The sequence below is a fragment of the Mycobacterium sp. NPDC050441 genome (genome assembly GCF_040655355.1).
Taxonomy (GTDB): domain Bacteria; phylum Actinomycetota; class Actinomycetes; order Mycobacteriales; family Mycobacteriaceae; genus Mycobacterium.
In genome coordinates this window covers 773,150-792,711 of sequence record NZ_JBFAJS010000002.1, presented here as the reverse complement: position 1 = coordinate 792,711, position 19,562 = coordinate 773,150, and the positions used below count along the sequence as shown (strand labels likewise).

The 19,562-nt window shown below is 65.3% G+C and carries 13 protein-coding genes, 1 tRNA gene and 1 pseudogene; 4 read left to right on the top strand and 11 right to left on the bottom strand.

Annotated elements, in window-relative coordinates:
* Positions 1-68: 68 nt before the first annotated feature.
* Complete coding sequence (locus tag AB0I14_RS08690; protein ID WP_358018789.1) at positions 69-1,508, bottom strand: gluconate:H+ symporter; 1,440 nt, start codon at positions 1,506-1,508, stop codon at positions 69-71.
* On the bottom strand, positions 1,505-2,032 hold the full coding sequence (locus AB0I14_RS08685; RefSeq protein ID WP_358018786.1) for a gluconokinase: 528 nt from the start codon (positions 2,030-2,032) through the stop codon (positions 1,505-1,507). The genes AB0I14_RS08690 and AB0I14_RS08685 overlap by 4 nt, the downstream gene beginning before the upstream one ends.
* A 123-nt stretch (positions 2,033-2,155) precedes the next feature.
* On the opposite strand from AB0I14_RS08685, the gene AB0I14_RS08680 reads away from it, so the two are divergent.
* Both AB0I14_RS08680 and AB0I14_RS08675 read left to right on the top strand, forming a co-directional pair.
* Positions 2,156-2,872 carry an FCD domain-containing protein gene (locus AB0I14_RS08680; RefSeq protein WP_358018783.1) on the top strand — a complete coding sequence of 239 codons (717 nt, stop codon included), beginning with the start codon at positions 2,156-2,158 and terminating at the stop codon, positions 2,870-2,872.
* Positions 2,873-2,880: 8 nt separating this feature from the next.
* Positions 2,881-3,768 (top strand): hypothetical protein, encoded by an 888-nt coding sequence (locus AB0I14_RS08675; protein WP_358018780.1) that lies wholly within the window; start codon positions 2,881-2,883, stop codon positions 3,766-3,768.
* Positions 3,769-3,774: 6 nt separating this feature from the next.
* Here the strand turns inward: AB0I14_RS08675 and AB0I14_RS08670 are convergent, their stop codons facing one another.
* The 7 genes from AB0I14_RS08670 to AB0I14_RS08640 form a co-directional block, all read right to left on the bottom strand.
* Complete coding sequence (locus AB0I14_RS08670) at positions 3,775-4,101, bottom strand: YnfA family protein (RefSeq protein WP_358018777.1); 327 nt, start codon at positions 4,099-4,101, stop codon at positions 3,775-3,777.
* A gap of 3 nt (positions 4,102-4,104) precedes the next feature.
* On the bottom strand, positions 4,105-4,866 hold the full coding sequence (locus tag AB0I14_RS08665; protein WP_358018774.1) for an ABC transporter ATP-binding protein: 762 nt from the start codon (positions 4,864-4,866) through the stop codon (positions 4,105-4,107).
* A complete protein-coding gene (locus AB0I14_RS08660) occupies positions 4,850-5,692 on the bottom strand; it encodes an ABC transporter ATP-binding protein (protein ID WP_358019094.1) in 843 nt (280 codons plus the stop codon). The genes AB0I14_RS08665 and AB0I14_RS08660 overlap by 17 nt, the downstream gene beginning before the upstream one ends.
* Positions 5,693-5,700: 8 nt before the next feature.
* Positions 5,701-6,903 carry a branched-chain amino acid ABC transporter permease gene (locus AB0I14_RS08655; protein WP_358018771.1) on the bottom strand — a complete coding sequence of 401 codons (1,203 nt, stop codon included), beginning with the start codon at positions 6,901-6,903 and terminating at the stop codon, positions 5,701-5,703.
* Entirely contained in the window at positions 6,900-7,937 is a 1,038-nt protein-coding gene (locus AB0I14_RS08650) for a branched-chain amino acid ABC transporter permease (protein ID WP_358018768.1), read from the bottom strand. Before AB0I14_RS08650 ends, AB0I14_RS08655 begins: the two co-directional genes overlap by 4 nt.
* 82 nt (positions 7,938-8,019) lie before the next feature.
* Complete coding sequence (locus AB0I14_RS08645) at positions 8,020-9,231, bottom strand: branched-chain amino acid ABC transporter substrate-binding protein (RefSeq protein WP_358018765.1); 1,212 nt, start codon at positions 9,229-9,231, stop codon at positions 8,020-8,022.
* 196 nt (positions 9,232-9,427) lie between these two features.
* Complete coding sequence (locus tag AB0I14_RS08640; RefSeq protein WP_358018762.1) at positions 9,428-10,054, bottom strand: ANTAR domain-containing response regulator; 627 nt, start codon at positions 10,052-10,054, stop codon at positions 9,428-9,430.
* An 83-nt stretch (positions 10,055-10,137) separates the two neighbouring features.
* On the opposite strand from AB0I14_RS08640, the gene AB0I14_RS08635 reads away from it, so the two are divergent.
* A tRNA-Leu gene (locus tag AB0I14_RS08635) sits at positions 10,138-10,214 on the top strand.
* 5 nt (positions 10,215-10,219) lie between these two features.
* Here AB0I14_RS08635 and AB0I14_RS08630 read toward each other — a convergent pair.
* Positions 10,220-10,564 (bottom strand): hypothetical protein, encoded by a 345-nt coding sequence (locus AB0I14_RS08630; RefSeq protein ID WP_358018759.1) that lies wholly within the window; start codon positions 10,562-10,564, stop codon positions 10,220-10,222.
* A 163-nt stretch (positions 10,565-10,727) separates the two neighbouring features.
* On the opposite strand from AB0I14_RS08630, the gene AB0I14_RS08625 reads away from it, so the two are divergent.
* Complete coding sequence (locus tag AB0I14_RS08625) at positions 10,728-11,402, top strand: isoprenylcysteine carboxylmethyltransferase family protein (protein WP_358018756.1); 675 nt, start codon at positions 10,728-10,730, stop codon at positions 11,400-11,402.
* Positions 11,403-11,441: 39 nt separating this feature from the next.
* Here the strand turns inward: AB0I14_RS08625 and AB0I14_RS08620 are convergent.
* Positions 11,442-19,478: pseudogene (locus AB0I14_RS08620) on the bottom strand (amino acid adenylation domain-containing protein); the annotation flags it as partial.
* Positions 19,479-19,562 lie beyond the last annotated feature (84 nt).

Below are 19,562 nucleotides of genomic sequence, written 5' to 3'. Positions count from 1 at the left end.
TTGCGTGAGGTGCCTGTTCGCGCAGGCGCCTCACGCCCGGGGCTGGGGCTGGGGCTGGGACCGGCGGCTCAGATCACCAGCCCCAGCAACAGGACGAAAATCAGGCCGCACACCGACAGCACGGTTTCCATCAGCGACCAGGATTTGATGGTCTGACCGACCGTCATCCCGAAATACTCCTTCACGAGCCAGAATCCGGCGTCGTTGACGTGTGAGAAGAACAACGAACCGGCACCCACCGCGAGCACCACGAGGGACACCTCGCCGGTGCTCATCCCCTCGACCAGGCCCAGCATGAGTGACGACGCCGTGATGGTGGCGACGGTAGCCGAGCCCGTGGCCAACCGGATCAAGACCGCGAGCACCCACGCCAGCAGCACCACCGACAGGTTGGCGCCCTTGGCCCATTCGGCGAGCAGGGTGCCGATCCCAGTGTCCACCAGAACCTGTTTGAACCCGCCACCGGCCGCCACGATCAGGATGATGCCGGCCACCGGCGGGAGCGATGACTCAATGCACTTCACGATCTGGTCGCGGCTCATCTTGGCGCCGCCACCGAGGGTGAACATTCCGACCACCACCGCGATCAGCAACGCCATCAAGGGCTGGCCGAGGATGTCGAACGTCTGACGCAGCAGATGCGACTTGTCGTCGACGAAGATGTCGACAAGCGCCTTGCCCATCATCAGCGCCACCGGCAGCAGAACACTGAACATGGTGATCCCGAAGGTCGGTCGCGCCTTCGTAGCGGTCGTCATCGTCGCGCCGGCCGTGGCACTGCCACCGGAGTCCGCGCCCGTGGAGTCCGCGGCGTCGAACCGGTCCGGGACCTCCAGGACTACCCAGCGGCCGGCCAACTTGCCGAACAACGGACCTGCCACCACGATCGTCGGGATTGCCACCAGCACGCCCAGCGCCAGGGTGACACCGAGATCTGCGTTGAGCAACGAGATTGCGGCGACCGGCCCCGGATGTGGTGGAACGAATCCGTGCATGGCCGACAACCCCGCCAGCGCCGGGATGCCGACGGTGATCAAGGACAGTTGAGAACGCCGGGCCACCAGGTAGATCACCGGCATCAACAACACCAGACCGATCTCGAAGAACATCGGCAGGCCGATGATTGCGCCCACCAACGCCATAGCCCACGGCAGCGCCCGCGGCGACGCGTGGCCGACGATGGTGTCCACGATCTCGTCCGCTCCCCCGGAGTCGGCCAACAGCTTGGCGAACATCGCACCGAGAGCGATCAATATCCCGACACTGGCAGCCGTGGACCCGAAGCCGCTCGAGAACGACGCGAGTACGTCGCTGACGTTCTCGCCCGCAGCCATGCCCACGGTCAGTGCGCCGAAGATCAGGGCCAGGAACGGATGAAGTTTGACGATCGTGATGAGCACGACGATCAGGGCGATGCCGGCCAGTGCGGCCAGGACCAGTTGCGCGCCGCCCGCCACGGGCTCAACCAGTTCCGACCCGGCCGCGAGATGAGTGAGCGCCGAGGTCATCGGTTCTCCTGTTCTGTTGTCGCAGTATCGGCTTGGGCTGTGTCCCGGTGGACATACTCATCGACGATGGCGTCGATGCTCTGATCCACGTCGATGGCGATACCGGCCTCATCCGGGCCGAGCGGCTCCAGCGTCGCGAATTGGGAGTCCAACAGGGCGGCCGGCATGAAATGCCCCGGCCGGCTGGCCTGGCGTCGGCGGATCACTTCGGGTGATCCACTCAGATACAGAAACACGACATCGGGGCAGTGCCGCCGCAGTTGGTCGCGGTACTTGTGTTTGAGTGCCGAGCAGCTCATCACGCCGCCGTCGTGGTGCTTGGCGAGCCACTCCCCGATCGATTCCAGCCAGGGAAAGCGATCACTGTCGTCGAGGGCGTGGCCCGCGGACATCTTGGCGATGTTGGCCGCGGGGTGAAAGTCGTCGGCGTCAGCGAAAGGAACCCGCATTCGCTGTGCCAGTGCGGCGCCGATGGTCGACTTGCCCGACCCGGATACGCCCATGACCACGACTGGTGAACCCATACAACCGCCTCACGATGTGTGTCTGCCGTCACACAGCATGGCTCAAAAGGCATACGTTTGCAACAGGCGGGCGATTACATCTGTTCTTTAGCCCACATATCCTCGATATGACAGGATGTAACCGTGTCCTCGCCATCAAACGTCGGCGCGTTGCATGCCAACCTGCTGACCGCGCTCGGTACCGGAATCGCCTCCGGTGAGCTGGCGGCCGACCAGGTGTTGACCCTGGACCGGCTCAGCGCCGAGCACGAGGTGTCGCGCAGCGTGGCGCGCGAGGTGATCCGGGTGCTGGAGTCGATGGGCATGGTGGAGTCGCGGCGCCGGGTCGGAATCACGGTGCAGCCGTCACGCAAGTGGAATGTGTTCGATCCCAGACTGATTCGCTGGCGCTTACAGGCCGGAGACCGGGCGGCGCTCCTGGCATCACTGTCCGAGCTGCGGCGAGGTTTCGAACCGGCCGCCGCGGCACTCGCTGCACGGCGGGCCGACCCCGACCAATGCCGAATCCTTGCCGCCGCGGTCTCGGACATGGTGGTGCACGGACGGTCCGGCAATCTCGACGCATACCTGCTGGCGGACAAGATTTTCCATCGGACGCTCCTGGACGCCAGCGGCAACGAGATGTTCCGCGCACTCAACGACGTGGTGGCCGAGGTCCTGGCCGGGCGCACGCAGCACGGCCTGATGCCGCACTCCCCCAACCCGGCCGCCATCGAGTTGCACGACCAGGTGGCCAGGGCGATCCGGCTGCGCGACGAGGACGCTGCCGAACGGGCGATGCGGGCCATCATCGACGAGGCGGCCACCGCGGTGATCGACGGCGACGGCACCGGTGCTTAACTAGCCCTATGGGTCGTTCTCCCGCATTGGCACGTCGTTTCTTCGACCGGCTGGAGCCGGTACACGGAGTCACCTACTTCGCCCCAGAGTCACGCGCGGCGCTCGAGTCCTTGGGCTACCCCGGCTTCTGGATGGGCTACTTCGCCGCCCGGTCCGCGCCGCTGGGCATCGTGGCGCCCGAAGTCGTCGCCGCCATGTTTTATAACTTCACCGCCGAGCGGGTAGCCAAGGCCCTGCCTGCGGCGTGGGAAAAAGCCAGTCCGGCAACCCTTTTGAAGATGCGGTCGGAATCGGCCGTCGCGGCGCTGCGCCGATCCGGAGTGGCCGACGCCGACGCCACCCGCCTGGCCGGCGAATTGACGGAAAAGGCCGCGCGCACGGCACCCCTGGACGGGCGGCCGCTCTACGCCGCCAACCGGGCCCTGCCATGGCCGGAGGACCCGATCGCCAAACTCTGGCACGCGGTCACCCTGCTGCGTGAGCACCGCGGCGACGCCCATATCGCTGTACTGGTCACCGAGGGAATCAGCGGCCGGGAATGCAATGTGTTGCACGCCGCGGCCGGTCGGGTGCCACGCGAGATGATCATGCGCAGCCGCGACTATGACGACGAGCAGTGGGCGGGCTACGCCGAGCAGTTGCGCGCACGTGGCTGGTTGGACGGCCAAGGAAACCTCACCGACGCCGGGCGAGACATCAAGCAGGTCGTCGAAGACCGCACCGATGCGCTGGCTCTGAGCGCACTGGATGCGTTGACCGACGACGAGATCACCACCCTGTTCCGCGTGCTGACGCCGATCACCCGGCAGGTGGTGGCCGCCGGCGACGTTCCGGCCGCCACGCCCATGGGTCTGAGCCGCGACAATCTCGACGACGACAGCGCCCATCTGGGCTGACAGGTTTCAGCGCGGCGCGTACATGATGAGCCCGACGCCCGCGAGGGCGACGAGCGCACCGGTGACATCCCACCGGTCGGGCCGGAAACCGTCGGCGGCCATGCCCCACAACAACGACCCGGCGATGAACACCCCGCCGTAGGCGGCCAGGACCCGGCCGAAGTGGGCGTCGGGCTGGAACGCCGCGACGAAGCCGTAGGCGCCGAGCGCGATCACCCCGGCGCCCATCCACATCCAGCCACGGTGCTCGCGTACGCCCTGCCACACCAGCCAGGCGCCACCGATCTCCAGCACCGCGGCGAGTAGGAACAGCGCAATCGATTTGCCTACCATCACTCAAGCCACTCCGAGGTAGGCGGCGCGAATGCTGTCGTCCGCCAACAACTCCCGCGCATTGCCGGTTCGGGTGACGTTGCCGGTCTCCAGGATGTAGGCCCGGTCCGAGCGGCTCAGCGCCTGTTGGGCGTTCTGCTCGACCAGCAACACCGTGGTGCCCTGGGTGTTGATCTCGGAGATGATCCTGAAGATCTGCGATATCACCATCGGCGCCAACCCCATCGACGGCTCGTCGAGCAACAGCACCCTCGGCCGGGCCATCAGCGCGCGGCCGATGGCCAACATCTGCTGTTCCCCGCCGGAGAGCGTGCCGCCAACCTGCGACCGCCGCTCGGCCAGCCTCGGGAACGTCTCGAACACCCAGTTCAATCGCTCGTCATGCTCGTGGCGGGACGCGAATTTGCGTCCATAACAACCCATCTCCAGGTTTTCCACGACTGTCATGCCCGGAAAGACCCCGCGTCCCTCGGGAGCCTGGATCAGCCCGTCGATGACGCGCTGATGGGCTTTCACGCGCGAGATGTCGCGGCCTTCGAACCACACCGAGCCCGAGGTCAGCGACCGTAGGCCCGAGATCGCCCGCATCATCGTGGTCTTGCCGGCCCCGTTGGAGCCCAACAGCGTGACCAACTCCCCCTCGTGCACCACGAGCGAAACCCCGTGCAACGCCTTGATGCGGCCGTAGTGCACGACCACGTCGCGCACCTCGAGCAGAACGGGGCGCGCGGATTCCGTCGGTGACAACTCAGGAGACGCTGTCATCAGGTACCCCCAGATATGCGGCGATCACCCTCGGGTCCTCGCGGATTTCGTGTGGCGATCCGTCGGCGATCTTGCGGCCGAATTCCAGCACCACGATGCGGTCGGTCACGCCCATCACCAGGCGCATGTCGTGCTCGATCAGGAGCACCGTGTAGCCGTCGTCGCGGATCTTTCGGATCAACTCGATCAGCGACGCCTTCTCGGCCGGGTTGAACCCGGCAGCCGGCTCGTCCAGGCACAGCAGCTTGGGTTCGGTGGCCAGCGCGCGGGCGATCTCGAGGCGCCGCTGATCTCCATAGGGAAGGTTCTTGGCCTTCTCTTCCCCGCGTTGCGCGATCCCGACGAAATGCAGCAAGGCCACGGCGCGTTCGACCGCCGACCGCTCCTCGCGACGGTGCCGTGGGGACCGCACCAGGGCGCCCGGCACCGAGGTCTTGTGCCGCGCATCGGTTCCCACCATGACGTTCTCCAGTGCGGTCATCTCACCGAAGAGGCGGATGTTCTGGAAGGTGCGGGCGATGCCGCGGCGGGTGATCTGGTGACGTTTGATCCGCCCGAGCGGGGCGCCGTCGAACAGGACCGACCCCGAGCTGGGCCGGTACACCCCGGTGATCGCGTTGAAACACGTGGTCTTGCCCGCACCGTTGGGGCCGATCAGGCCGAGGATCTCCCCGCGGCGGATGTTGAAACTGACCGAGTCCAGGGCCACCAGTCCGCCGAACTTCACGGTGAGATCCCGTGTCTCCAGCAGGACCTCGCCCTCGGCGGCCTGAATGTCACGATGGACCCCGGCCAGCTCCTCGACACTCTCGGTCACGCCGGGCATGGGCTCGTTCACAGCACCGGCTCCTTGTCCGTGTTGCCGCGCAACAGCTGTCGGGCCGATCTGCCGTAGGTCAACAGCTGCTGGCGCACCGGGAACAGCCCCTGCGGCCGGAAGATCATCAGCACCACCAGTGCCAAACCGAAGAACAGGTACTTGAGGTCACCGAGGTTGATCCCGAGGAACTCGACCCCCAGGAGGCGGTTCGGCAGATACACGACGATGAAGGCGCCGAAGATCACGCCGAGCTTGTTGCCCTGACCGCCGAGCACCACCGCACACAGGAACAACATCGAGTTGATGATGTTGAACGTCGGTGGCGCGACATACTGAACCTGCCCGGCGTAGAGCGCACCGGAGAGCCCACCGATCGCGGCGCCGATCACGAAGGCCCACAGCTTGAACCGGAAGGTGTTGACGCCCATCACCTCTGCGGCGTCCTCGTCCTCACGGATGGCGACCCAGGCGCGCCCGACCCGGCTGCGCTCCAGGTTGCCGACCAACAGCAGGATGCCGATCATCAGGATCAGGCCGAGCCAGAACCACCAGGTGCCGTAGTTGGCGTCACCGACCGAGTTGCCGCTGGAGAACACACCGTTGGGCAGCTTCTCGCTCTCCCCCACCCGCGGATAGGCAACCTGATTGAGCCCGCGTGAACCGTTGGTGATGTCGGACAGATTGTCGGCCAGCAGTCGGATGATCTCACCGAAACCGAGGGTGACGATGGCCAGGTAGTCGCCGCGCAACCGCAGCGTCGGTGTCCCCAGGATCAAACCGGCCAGCGCGGTGACGGCCATGGCCAACGGCACGCAGGACAGCCACGCCCAGTCCTTGCTGAAGAAACCGTCGGGACCCACCTTGTTCCACGGGCTGTCGGGGCTGGTCAACAGGGCGACGGTGTAGGCGCCGACGGCATAGAAGCCGACATAGCCGAGGTCGAGAAGGCCGGCCTGACCGACGACGACGTTGAGGCCGATCGCGATGATGGCGACCATCGCGAACTGTGCCATGGTGCCGCCGAAACTGATGCCAGGGGTGTTGAGGAAGCTCGGGGTGAACAACGGCAGCAGGCCCAGCAACCCGAAACCCGCCACGCCGACAACCCATTTGGCCATGCGCGGCAGCGTCGCCCACGCCTCGCGGACGGCGTCGCCGGGGGCCAGCAGGGTCTTGGTCACCGAACCGGCGGACTCTGAACCGTGATGCTCGCTCATACCCGTGCCTTCCCGAGGCTTTCACCGAGTATGCCCGTGGGCCGGAACAACAGGACCAGCACGAGCAGCACGAACGCCACCACGTCACGCCACTGCGTTCCGAACACCGCCTGCCCGTAGTTCTCCATGATGCCCAGCAACAGGCCGCCCAGCAGGGCCCCACGGAGATTGCCGATGCCGCCGAGCACCGCCGCCGAGAATGCCTTGATTCCCAGTAGGAATCCGCCCGAGTAGATGATGCCCTGAGGCACCTTCAGCGTGTAGAGCAGTGCCGCCGCCCCAGCCAGCAGGCCGCCGATGAGGAAGGTCCGCATGATGATGCGCTCCCGGGAAACGCCCATCAGCGTGGCGGTGGTCGGGTCCTGCGCCACCGCGCGGATCCCGCGTCCGAACTTCGTGCGGTTGATCGCGATATCGGTCAGGAGCGCCAACACCAGCGCGGCGCCCACGATCACCAGCGTCACGTTCGACACCGTCGCGCCGAAAATCGTGAACTGGGCTTTCGGCTGGACCAGAACGATGGGTTGTTGCGCGTTGCTCCCGCCGTAGCCCTTCATCAGCTTCGGCAGCACGAAGTGCACGAACTCCTGCAGCACGAACGACATACCGATGGCCGTGATGAGGAAGGTCAGGGCGCGGGCATTGCGTTTTCGCAGCGGCCGATAAGCGATGAGCTCCAGCCCGACCGCCGCCGACCCCGAGACCAGCATCGCGAACAGCAAGGCGATGCCGAGATACAACACGGTCAACGCGACACCCTTGTTGTAGGCGTTGCCGCTCGGGGCGAAACCCAGAATCACATCCAGACAGAAGTACGCGCCGAACATTCCCAGCATGAAGATCTCTGAATGGGCGAAGTTGATCAGGCGCAGCACGCCGAAGACCAGCGTGTAGCCCACCGCCACCAGAGCGTAGATCGCGCCCCAGGACAGGCCGTCGATCGTCAACTGCCAGAACCCGTCTCGCAGGCCGTCGAGGTTGAAGCTGATGTTGGCTGCCAGGCAAGCGGATTGCTCGACGCACTGGTGAATCATCCGGCGGCGGCTCCTGACTCTGTATGTGAAGCGAAACGCGTCCGAGTCCTGGTGACGGTCTCGGACGCGTTTCGTGTGGCGACTACTTGACTTCGTACATCCAGATCAGGTTGGTGGTCAGCTCGCCCTTGTCGGTCCACTGGTACTTGCGCGCCACACCCTGGCCCTCGTACTTGCGGACGTAGTCCAGCAGCGCCGGCCGGGTGATGGCGCCGGAGTCGATGCCCTTGAGCAGGATGGTGCCCAGGTCATAGCCCTCGGTGCTGTAGGTGCCGGGCGCCTGGCCGAACTTCTTGGTGTACTCGTCGGCGAATGCCCCGGTGGCCGGACCACACGGGCAGGACAGCAACGCGCCCTTCGACGATTCGCCGGCCTGATTCACGAACTGCTGATCCTTGGTGCCGTCGGCGCTGACGAAGGTTGCCGTCACGCCACCGTCTTTGAGCTGCTGCACGAACGGTGCGGCCTCGGAGTAATAGCCGCTGTAGAAGACCGAGTCCGGCGCGGCCCCCTTGATCTGGGTGACCGCGGCCGAAAATTCCTTGTCCCCCTTCTTCACCGAGATGTTGCACGACGAATCGGCAACCGGGCCAAGGGTTTCGCGCACGGCCTCGGCCAGGCCCAGACCGTAGTCGGTGCTGTCGTCGACCACGCACACCTTCTTGTTGCCGAGCGTGTTCTTGAGATAGTTGGCCACCGAGGGGCCCTGCACACCGTCATTGGCCAGGCCGCGGAAGAACGTCCGCCACCCGTTCTCGCTCAACGTGACGTTGGTGGCCGAGGCGGTGGCGGCGAGCAGGCCGGCCTGGTTGAAAACATCGCCGGTGGCCTTGGTCTCCCCGGAGAACGCAGGCCCGACCAGTCCGATGATCATCGCATCGTCGACGATCTGGGGCGCCACGCCGGTGGCCTTCTGCGGATCGCCTTCGGTGTCAAAGCTCTTGAGCTGCACCTGGCAGCCGGCGTTGGCGGCGTTGTGCTTGTCGACAGCCAGCTGCACGCCGTTCTTGATGTTGATACCCAGGGCGGCGTCCGGACCGTTGAGCGCGCCCATCATGCCGATCATCACCGGCGGGCAGACGGCCTTGCCGTCACCGGCGGGCTCAGCGGGCGCGACGTCCTGAGCGGCCTTGACCTCGGCCCCGTTCTCGTCGATCTGAACCTTCTCGACGATCTTCAAACTGGTCTGCGATGCCCCGTCTTCCGGCGAGGATTGGTTACAGCCGGCAATAGCCAGGGCAACCACACCCGCACTTCCGAGAGCAAACGCTTTCCGTGCCACGCGACCGCGCACGCTTCACCTCCGGGTCAGAGTTGTCAGCGGTACCGACGCCCCGACCGTGTCAGGAAGGGGCGCCAGAGCTTCGGGTAGAACATAGCCAACCACCGGCCCGAGCGCGGGATGTTGAGTGAGGCATCTTGCGCGTGTGCTGGCTGAACGTGGAATTTCGGCCCGACAGAAACCCACAATTAACAACCAGCCTTGTCGGTCAGTTCTCCGGAGCGGGTGCTTCCTCGGATTCGTCCAGGGTTTCCAGCACCACCTCGGCCACCCGTTTCATGGTGGTACGACGGTCCATCGCGGCCCGCTGAATCCACTTGAAGGCCTCGGGCTCGGTCATCTGATGTTTGCTCTGCAGCAAACCCTTGGCCCGCTCCACCAGCTTGCGGGTCTCCAACCGATCGCCCAACGTCGCCACTTCGTTTTCCAGCGCGGCGATCTCGCTGAACCGGCTGACCGCCACCTCGATGGCCGGGACCAGGTCGGTGACGCTGAAGGGCTTGACCAGGTAGGCCATCGCCCCGGCATCGCGGGCACGTTCGACCAACTCCCGCTGGCTGAACGCCGTCAGGATGACGATCGGGGCAATGCGCTTGCTCGCGATCTCAGAGGCGGCGTCGATACCGTCGCGGCGCGGCATCTTCACGTCCATGATCACCAGGTCCGGGTGCAGGGCCTCGGCGAGCTCGACGGCCTCCTGACCGTCACCGGCCTCACCCACGACCTCGTATCCCTCTTCACGGAGCATCTCGGCGAGGTCGAGGCGGATGAGCGCTTCGTCTTCGGCGATGAGCACGCGGCGGGGGCTGTCAGCGTCGTTCGGTGACCCGGTCATGGGGAACATTGTGTCGTGGAGGCCGCCGTTCGGCGACCTCGGGGCCATCCTCTATGGTGGTAGGCCGCAGTACCGAACGGGACGCCCTCGTATCCCAACTGGCAGAGGAAACGGATTCAAAACCCGTACAGTGTGAGTTCGAATCTCACCGAGGGCACCACGAAGTCATTGGAAGGCAGTAGCGCAGGCGAAGAGCGCGGCGGGTAGATACCCGATCAGTGCGACGCCGAACAGCCCACTCAGAATTCTCACCAGCCGCGTCCTGCAGATGATCGCCGCCCGGATCAATCCGCCATAGCCGAGTATCGCCAGCGCCACACTCAGTACTGCTCCCCCTCGTGCCTGCACCGCTTCGGTGGTCGACGGGTAGGCGCCGCTCATCAGATTCGATGTCAGCGCATCGCTGCTCAACACGACGTAGAGCGTCGTGAAGGACACGAGCAAGAGGAACGCCGAGCCCAGCGCGACCCTGGTGGCGAGCTTCGGCCTGCCGTCGGGAAGTTCCACCATGAGATAGGACGCTACGGCACGGGGCCTGCGGAAAGCGGTTGCACCGCTTGGTCGTAACTTGCGGGCCAATCGCACCCACCTCGTGGGTGACCGACGGTAGGTTAAGCCGAGCGCTGCGTTGCGCCCGTCGACGGCCGATGCTGTGGCGGACGACAGGAGGATTGTGAAAGCCGTTGCGAAAGTAGTGGGATTCGGGCTCGTTGAGCTCATCGTGTTCGGCTTGGTGCTGTTCTCGCTTGCCGGAACCTTCAACTACTGGCAGGCGTGGGCCTTTCTTGTGGTGTTCGCACTCTCAACGTGGATCCCGAGCATCTACCTGCAGCGCGCAGACCCCGCCGCGCATCAACGCCGCAAGCACGCCGGGCCGGCCGCCGAAAGCCGAACGCTGCAAAAGGTCCTCATCGCCGGGTGGTACGCCTCACTGGCAGCGATGGTGGTGGTCAGCGCCCTAGACCATCGCTTCGCTTGGTCCTCGGTGCCACCGGCCATCTGCGTGGCCGGCGATGTTCTGGTGGCCGTCGGTCTGGGCATCACGAGCCTGGTCGTCATCCAGAACAGCTTCGCGGCCTCCACCGTTCAGGTGGAGACAGGCCAGAAGCTCGTCTCCACCGGCCTGTACGGGCTGGTGCGCCACCCCATGTACACCGGCAACGTGCTGACCATCGTCGGCTTCCCGCTCGCGCTCGGGTCCTACTGGGGGCTCCTGCCCGTCGTCCCCGGACTCCTGATGCTCGTCGTTCGCATCCGCGACGAAGAGAAGCTGCTGGTCGAACAGTTGGACGGCTACCGCGAATACGCACAGAAGGCGCGCTTCCGCCTGGTGCCCTACATGTGGTGATCGCCGCGTCGGCCCCCGACCGGCCGACGCGGCGACCGTTCACTGCGCAGGTGCGTCGTCCAGCTCCTGCGCCAAGCGCCGTACCGATGGGGCGTCGAGCAGCGTGAGCACCGTCAGTTCGGCATCGAGGGCTCCGTTGATCGCGGCAACGGCACGCATCGCGGAAATCGAATCACCGCCCGAATCGAAGAAGGACTCCTCTACTCCCACCCGGTCCATGCCCAGGACCTCGGCGTAGATGCTGGCCACGATCTGCTCGATCAAGGTGGCCGGCGGGTTGTAGGCGGCGTTGGTCTCACGAGCTTCGGTTGCCGGCACGACCGTGCGGCCCCATCCGTCCAGCCGTGGCTGCCCCTTCTGTAAGTCCACGGACGACAAGCGGCGTCCCGGATGGGCGGTCATCTCCACCAACACCTTCTTGAACCGCTCCATCAACGCGTCGATGGATTCCGCGTCGAACACATCGGTGTCGTACTGGACGCGCAGTTCCAGCTCACGTCCCGGCCCGGCCTGCACCGAGATCGGGTAGTGGTAGTAGTCGCGGCTGCTGAAACCGGTGATGGCCAACCCGTCGCCACCTGGCTGCGTCCCGGCCTCAGTCGGATAGTTCTCATAGACGAAAACGGTGTCGAACAGTCTGTCCTGGCCGGTGATGCGGTGAATGTCGCTGAGTGCCACGTGCTGATGCTCGATGGTGTCGTTGTGGGCGCTCTGCAGTTGAGCCAACAGGTCGGCTGTAGTCGTGTCCGGCGTGAACGTGGCCCGCACCGGCACTGTATTGATCAGCAGACCCACCATCGAATCCGCGCCGTCGACCTCCGGAGATCTGCCCGAGACGACGGTGCCGAATGCGACGTCAGGCTGGCCGGTCAGTGAGCTGAGCAGTAGGGCCCAGGCACCTTGCAACACCACATTGACGGTGGTGTGCTGCGACCGCGCCAGCTTGGTGAGCGCTCGCGTGGTCCGCGCCGGCACCCGATACGAGGCGACGCAACGCTCCCCGAACCGCAACTTCTGCGGCGGCCCGACGAGAATCGGGGTGTCGAAACCGGCCAACACCTCACGCCACGCCGTATGGGCGGCATGGTGATCGCGTTCGGCCAGCCACGTCATGAACCTGCGATACGGCGAGGCCGCGGGCAACCGTAGCCCGTGGTAGCCCGCGAAGATCTCCTGCATCAGGATCGGCATCGACCAGCCGTCGAGCACGATGTGGTGATTGGTCAGGACGAAACGGTGGCGGCCGTCCGCGACACGAATGAGTGCGGTCCGGAAGGCGGGCTGGTTCTCGAGGTCGCACACTGCTGCACGCTCGTCCGCACAGATCGCCTCGATCTCCGCGTCGACACCAATGCCGTTGGCGTCCAATTCGATATACCGCCAGGGTGCCACGGGATCGACGGGAATTGCCTGCACGGGCTGCTCGAATTGTGGGCAGAAGCGGGCCGCCAGATGCGGATGCCGGCCGACCACTGCCTGCACGGCCTCGCGGAGTTGCTGCACGTCGAGCGGGCCACTCAAGGCCAGATCCAGCTGCACCGCATAGACGTCGTCGCCGGAGCTACTCGCGATGCCGGCGTGATACAAGAGTCCCTGCTGCAATGGGGTCAACTGCAGCACGTCGGAGATGGGGAATTCTCCGTGCAGCACATCGATCTGCTGCTGGCTCAGCCGGGCCGGAGCGATATCTGACGGGGTCAACCCGCCCCCACCCCGCCTGACATGGGCGCAGATACCCGCCAGGGCGTCGAACCACAGGCGGCTGATCCGGGTGACGGCCGTGTGATCGAGTGCCGAAGGCGCCCACGTCCAGGTGGCATTCAGATGCGGGCCGGTGTCAGTGTCGATCGTGACGGCGTTGAGCTCCACGGAGTGGGCCAGCGCAATGGGCATCGCCCCGGCGGCGCCGGTCAATGACAAGCCTTCCTGGCTGAAACGCCACACATCACCAGAAGCGAAAGCTGCCGGGGAGCCCAGCCGTCCGAGGTAGTTGAACCCGATCACGGGATCGGATCCAGCCAGGTCCACATCGGCGTTGAGATATCGCAGCAGACCGTAGCTCAGCCCGTCGGGCAGCGCTCGAAGCTGCTCTTTGGCGTCTTTGATCACCGCACCGAGCGCGGCATCACCGGCCACCACCTGCGTCCAGCGCAGCGCGCCTCCACGGCCGCCGAAGCTCAATGACACCGGGTACTTGGTGGTGAACCACCCGACGGTGCGCGACAGGTCGATATCGCGATCGTCGCCCAAACCTGCCAATTCCTCTTGGCGCCCATGACCTTCCACGTCGATGGCGATCGGAGCACCGCCGGTCCCCAGGTATTGCGTCCACGCGAGGGCAAAGGCGATCAACAGGATCTCCTGCACGCCGGCGTGGAATGCCGCAGGCACCTCGCCGAGGAGCATGCGGGTGGTCTCGGTGTCCAGGAAGTCCGTCAGGTATCCGGCCGTGGCAAACGTGTCCTCCGCCGGTTGGGGTGCCGGCAATGCAGCTGGGATCGATGTCACCTGGCGCCACACGTCCGCCTGGCTCACCACGTCGGGGTGACGCGCGTATTGAGCCAGCAGGTCGGCCCATCCCGTGAACGACGTTCCAGCGGGCGGCAACAGCACGGGCTGCTCGCCGCGATGCTGAGTCCAGGCGATGTTGAGATCCTCCAGCACGATTCGCCAGGACACACCGTCGACCGCCAGATGGTGAACGACCAACGCCAGTTGGCCCGTGGCGGAACTCCACAATGCGCTCAGCATCGCCCCGGCAGCAGGATTCAACCGCGACCGTGCCGCCGCCAGCGCGTCTTCCGTCAACACATCCACCGTGTGCAGGTACGCGCGGGCATCCACCCCGTCCGCCTGCGGCACCGTCAGAGACCATCCACCTGCTCCGTCGTCCTCGGCACGCAATCGGAGCATGCCGTGCCGATCGAGCAAGGCCTGCAGCAGGATTACGACGTCGTCCTCGGAGGCGCCCGCGGGTGCCTGCAGCACCACCGTCTGATTGAACTCGTCGATCGGGCCGTCGGCGGTTTCCAGATCCTTCAACCACCGCATGATCGGGGTCGGGACCACCGGTCCGAGTCCCTCGTCAATCACGCTGCCTGCGCCGTTGGCCATCCTGACGACACGCGCCAACCGGGCCACGGTCTGCTGAACGAAGATGTCGCGCGGGCGACCGGTCAGGCCGGCACTGTGCGCCCGCCATATCACCTGCATGGCCGAAATGCTGTCGCCACCGAGGTCGAAGAACGAGTCGTCGACTCCGACCTGCTCCAGCCCGAGGACTTGCGCGAAGATGCCGGCCAGGATTTCCTCCAGGCCGGTGGCCGGGGCGCGGTAGTGGTCCACGTCTTGGTATTCGGGTGCCGGCAGAGCACGGGTGTCGAGTTTTCCGTTGACCGTCAAGGGCAACGCCTCGATCGCGACGACCGCCGTGGGCACCATGTAGGGGGGCAACTTCTCCCCCAGGATGGCGCGCAGTTCAGCGGGGTCGGCGCCCCCGGTGATGTAGCCGACCAGGCGCTTGTCGCCGGGACGGTCCTCCCGCGCGATCACCACCGCCTGCTCGACACCGTCCAAAGCCGTTAACGCCGACTGGATCTCACCCAGCTCGATGCGATAGCCCCGGATCTTCACCTGCTCATCGGCGCGGCCCAGGTACTGCAGTTCCCCGTCCGCACGCCAACACACGAGATCCCCGGTGCGGTACATCCTTTGTCCCGGAGCCCCGAACGGGCACGCCACGAACCGCGATGCGCTCAACCCGGGCCGGCCCACGTACCCGGCACCCAAACCCGCACCGGCCACATACAACTCGCCCACCACCCCGACCGGCACTGGCTGCAACGAGCGATCGAGCACGAAGAAAGCCAGGTGGTCCAGCGGCACACCGATCGGGCTGACACTGCCCTCGACATCGGCGTCGGTGATCTCACGGAACGAGGCATGCACCGTCGTCTCGGTGATCCCGTACATATTGATCAACCGTGGTAGCACCGGATGGTCCTGCAGCCACTCGCCCAGCCGGGCAGGCTCCAGTGCCTCACCACCGAACACGACCAATTCGAGTTGGAGTTCAGACACCAACCCCGGGGAAAGCTCATCCGCCGTTTGCAGCGCGTAGAACGCCGACGGTGTCTGACTCAACACGCTGACGCGTTCATCGACCAGCAACGCATGGAACTCTTCGGGCGATCGCGCCACCGAATCGGACACCACCACCAGCCGCCCACCGTGCAACAGCGCGCCGAAGATCTCCCACACCGAGAAGTCGAACGCCAGCGAATGACTTTGTGACCACACCTGATCCGCCGACAGCTCCAGCTCGGTATCCAGCGCCTCCAGCAGCCGGGTCACGTTGCGGTGCGGGATCGCCACACCTTTCGGCACGCCCGTGGTGCCCGACGTGTAGATCAGATACGCGATGTCGTCCGGGCCGACCACCGGCAGGACGGCACTCGGACGATCGTCGGTCGCAGCGGCCGCGACCTCACAGACATCGATCACCGTCAAGCCATACCCGACCAGCCGATGGGTCAGATCGGTGGTGGTGACCACGGCCACCGGCCCGGAATCGGTGAGGACGAACTCCAACCGCGAATCGGGCACCACAGGATCGATCGGCACATACGCCGCACCGGTCTTGAGAACTGCGAAGATCGCCATGATCGCCTCAACCGACCGGGTGAACAGCAGTGCCACCCGCTGCCCGGGACCGACACCCTGCTCGGCGAGCAGGTGCGCCAACCGATTCGCAGCCTGATCGAGCTCTCCATAGGTGATCCGGCTTCCATCGAAGCTGACTGCCACCGCCCCGGGATCGCGGGTCACGTGCGCCTCGAACAGTGCCGGGATGGACACCGGTGCGGATGCCGGACGGGTCAGCGTCGCCCGATTGCCCACCTCGTCGAGACGGGCCTGCTCATCGGCATCAAGCACATCGATCGCCGACAAACGGCGGTTCGGGTCGGAAGCCATCGCCTCGAGCACCCGATATAGCCGATCGATCAGCGCCTCGATGCTGTCGCCGTCGAACACGTCGGTACGGAACTCCACCGTCCCGGAAATACCTGCGGCCTCACCGGTTTCGGTCCAGCGTTCGGCCAGCGAGAACGACAGATCCATGCGAGCGGTGTGGGTGTCCAGCGGTAGCTGAGTGACCTGCAGATCCCCCAGCGCCACCCCGCCGCCGGCATCACCGGTCTGTCCAGGAACGTTCTGCCAGGCCAGCATCACCTGCACCAGCGGGTGATGGGCCAGGGACCGGGACGGATTCAGCCGCTCGACGAGCACCTCGAAGGGCACGTCCTGGTGCTCGAAAGCACCGAGACTGCGCGCCCGAACTTGTGCCAGCACCTCGGCAACGCTGGGATCACCTGCCAGATCCACGCGCAGCACCAAGGTGTTGACGAAGAATCCGATCAGCTCATCGAGAGCCGGGTCGCGACGCCCCGCGATCGGGAAGCCCACCGCCACATCGGAACTCGAGCTGAGTTTCGACAACAGAACGGCCAGGGCAGCCTGCATGACCATGAACTTCGTGGCGTTGTGATCGCGCGCCAGGCGTGCGATCTGCTGCTGTAGATCGGCCGGCCACTCCACATCGACCCGGTCGCCGTTCTGGTCAGCGACCAAGGGATAGGGCCGGTCGGTCGGCAATGCCAAGCGTTCGGGCATCCCGGCCAGGGCGTCGGCCCAGAATTTCAGTTGCTGGGAGATACGGCTGTCGCTGTCCTCCAGATCACCGAGCTGTGCGCGCTGCCACAGGGTGAAATCCGCGTACTGGACGGCCAAGGGCTGCCAGCCGGGCGTCTGCCCTGCGCCTCGGCTGGCGTAGGCCACCCCCAGATCGGCCACCAGCGGAGTGATCGACCAGCCGTCGGCGGCGATATGGTGCACCACCGCCACCAACACGTGCTCGTCCTCGGCCAGCCGGAAAACCATTGCCCGCAAGGGAATCTCGTTGGCCAGGTCGAAGCTGTACCGCGCCGCTTCCTCGACAGCCTCCTGCAACCGGCCGGTCGGCCATCCGACGGTATCAACGACTTCCCAGCCGAATTCGGTCTGCTCGGCGGGAACGATCAGCTGTTGAGGTGTTCCGTCGACCGTCGGGAACAATGTCCGCAGGCTCTCGTGGCGATCCAGCAGGTCGGCGAACGCCGCACCGAGGGCATCGACATCGAGCGGGCCGTCCAGGCGCAACCCTGCCGCCAGGTTGTAAACCGGTGAAGGTCCATTCAATTGGTCGATGAACCACAGTCGGCTCTGCGCAAACGACAACGGCATCACCGCCGGCCGCTCGCCGGCCACCAACGGCTGCTGTCGACCTCCATCACCACCGATGCGAGGCATCAACTGGGCGACTGTGGGAGCGTCGAATACGATGCGCTCTTCCAGACCGGCGTTCAGGGTCCGGTTGAGCGCAGCAACCAGACGCATGGCCTGCAGCGAATCGCCGCCGAGATCGAAGAATGAGTCGTCGATACCGACGCGGTCCAGTCCGAGGATCTGGGCGTAGATGCCGGCCACGATCTCTTCGGTGGGCGTGGTCGGGGCGCGGTAATCGTCGACGTGTTGGTATTCGGGTGCGGGCAGTGCTTTCTTGTCGAGCTTGCCGTTGACGGTCAGCGGCACAGTGTCGATCACGACTACTGCCGTGGGCACCATGTAGGACGGCAGCTTCTCCCCCAGCGTCGCACGCGCCAGGGATGGATCGGCGGTCCCGGTGATGTAGCCGACAAGCCGCTTGTCGCCGGGACGGTCCTCCCGCGCGATCACCACCGCCTGCTCGACACCGTCCAAAGCCGTTAGTGCGGCTTGGATCTCACCGAGCTCGATCCGATAGCCACGAATCTTGACCTGCTCATCGGCCCGCCCCAGATATTGCAACTGCCCATCTGTGCCCCAGCGCACCAGGTCCCCGGTGCGATACATGCGTGTGCCCGGCGCTTCCTCGTTACCGAATGGGCAGGCCACGAATCGTGCCGACGTCAATGGCGCCCGGCCCACATAGCCGTAACCCAAACCCGCACCGGCGACGTACAACTCACCCACCACACCGGCGGGCACCGGACGCAACCAGCCGTCGAGGACGAAGAACGCCAGATCGGCCAACGGCCCACCGATCGGCGAGACCGCATTCTCCATGTCGGGTGCCGTGATCTCACGGAACGTGGCATGCACTGTCGTCTCGGTGATCCCGTACATGTTGATCAACCGCGGCAACCGCGGATGTTCGGCCAGCCAGGGCTTCAGCCGGGACGGTTCGAGCGCCTCCCCGCCGAACACCACCACCTCGAGTGCCAGCCGGTTCTCCAGCCGGGCCGTGTCCACGGCGGCCAGCGCGTAGAACGCCGACGGGGTCTGACTCAACACGCTGACCTGCTCAGCGACCAACAGCGTATGGAACTCTTCAGCCGAACGTGTCACCGACTCGGACACCACCACCAACCGCGCGCCGTGGAGCAGCGCGCCGAAGATCTCCCACACCGAGAAGTCGAACGCCAACGAATGACTTTGTGCCCATACCTGACCCGGCGACAATGCCAGATCACGATCGATCGCATCCAACAGCCGCGTCACATTCCGATGCGGAATTGCCACGCCCTTGGGCACACCCGTGGTACCCGAGGTGTAAATCAGATACGCAACATCATCACCGGCTGGCTCGATCAGCGGTGCGGTACCCGGCCGGCTGGACATCGCGGGATCGTCGACATCGATCACCGTCAACCCACGCCCGCTCAGACGGTCCATCAGGTCAGTGGTACTGACCACAGCCGCCGGCGCCGAATCGGTCAGGACGAATTCCATGCGTGCATCAGGCACCGACGGATCGATCGGCACATACGCCGCACCGGTTTTCAGCACACCCAAGATCGCCACGATCGACTCGACCGACCGCGGAAACAGCACCGCCACCCGCTGCCCCGGACCGACGCCCTGCTCGACAAGCAAGTGCGCCAACCGATTCGCGGCCTGATCGAGCTCACCGTAGGTGATGTGGCTACCGTCGAAGCTGACTGCCACCGCACCCGGATCACGAGCCACCTGCGCGGCGAACAACAACGGAATGGACAGTGACGCCGTAGCCGGCACGTCTAGGGCCGCGCGGTTACCCCACTCATCCAGCTCCTCGAGCTCGTCGTCGTCGTCCAGATCCAT

Bases quoted from the DNA above. Each gene is read 5' to 3' on its own strand.
- AB0I14_RS08690 (WP_358018789.1), bottom strand. From the start codon at position 1,508: ATGACCTCGGCGCTCACTCATCTCGCGGCCGGGTCGGAACTGGTTGAG.
- AB0I14_RS08685 (WP_358018786.1), bottom strand. From the start codon at position 2,032: ATGGGTTCACCAGTCGTGGTCATGGGCGTATCCGGGTCGGGCAAGTCG.
- AB0I14_RS08675 (WP_358018780.1), top strand. From the start codon at position 2,881: ATGGGTCGTTCTCCCGCATTGGCACGTCGTTTCTTCGACCGGCTGGAG.
- AB0I14_RS08670 (WP_358018777.1), bottom strand. From the start codon at position 4,101: ATGGTAGGCAAATCGATTGCGCTGTTCCTACTCGCCGCGGTGCTGGAG.
- AB0I14_RS08665 (WP_358018774.1), bottom strand. From the start codon at position 4,866: ATGACAGCGTCTCCTGAGTTGTCACCGACGGAATCCGCGCGCCCCGTT.
- AB0I14_RS08660 (WP_358019094.1), bottom strand. From the start codon at position 5,692: ATGCCCGGCGTGACCGAGAGTGTCGAGGAGCTGGCCGGGGTCCATCGT.
- AB0I14_RS08655 (WP_358018771.1), bottom strand. From the start codon at position 6,903: ATGAGCGAGCATCACGGTTCAGAGTCCGCCGGTTCGGTGACCAAGACC.
- AB0I14_RS08650 (WP_358018768.1), bottom strand. From the start codon at position 7,937: ATGATTCACCAGTGCGTCGAGCAATCCGCTTGCCTGGCAGCCAACATC.
- AB0I14_RS08640 (WP_358018762.1), bottom strand. From the start codon at position 10,054: ATGACCGGGTCACCGAACGACGCTGACAGCCCCCGCCGCGTGCTCATC.
- AB0I14_RS08630 (WP_358018759.1), bottom strand. From the start codon at position 10,564: ATGGTGGAACTTCCCGACGGCAGGCCGAAGCTCGCCACCAGGGTCGCG.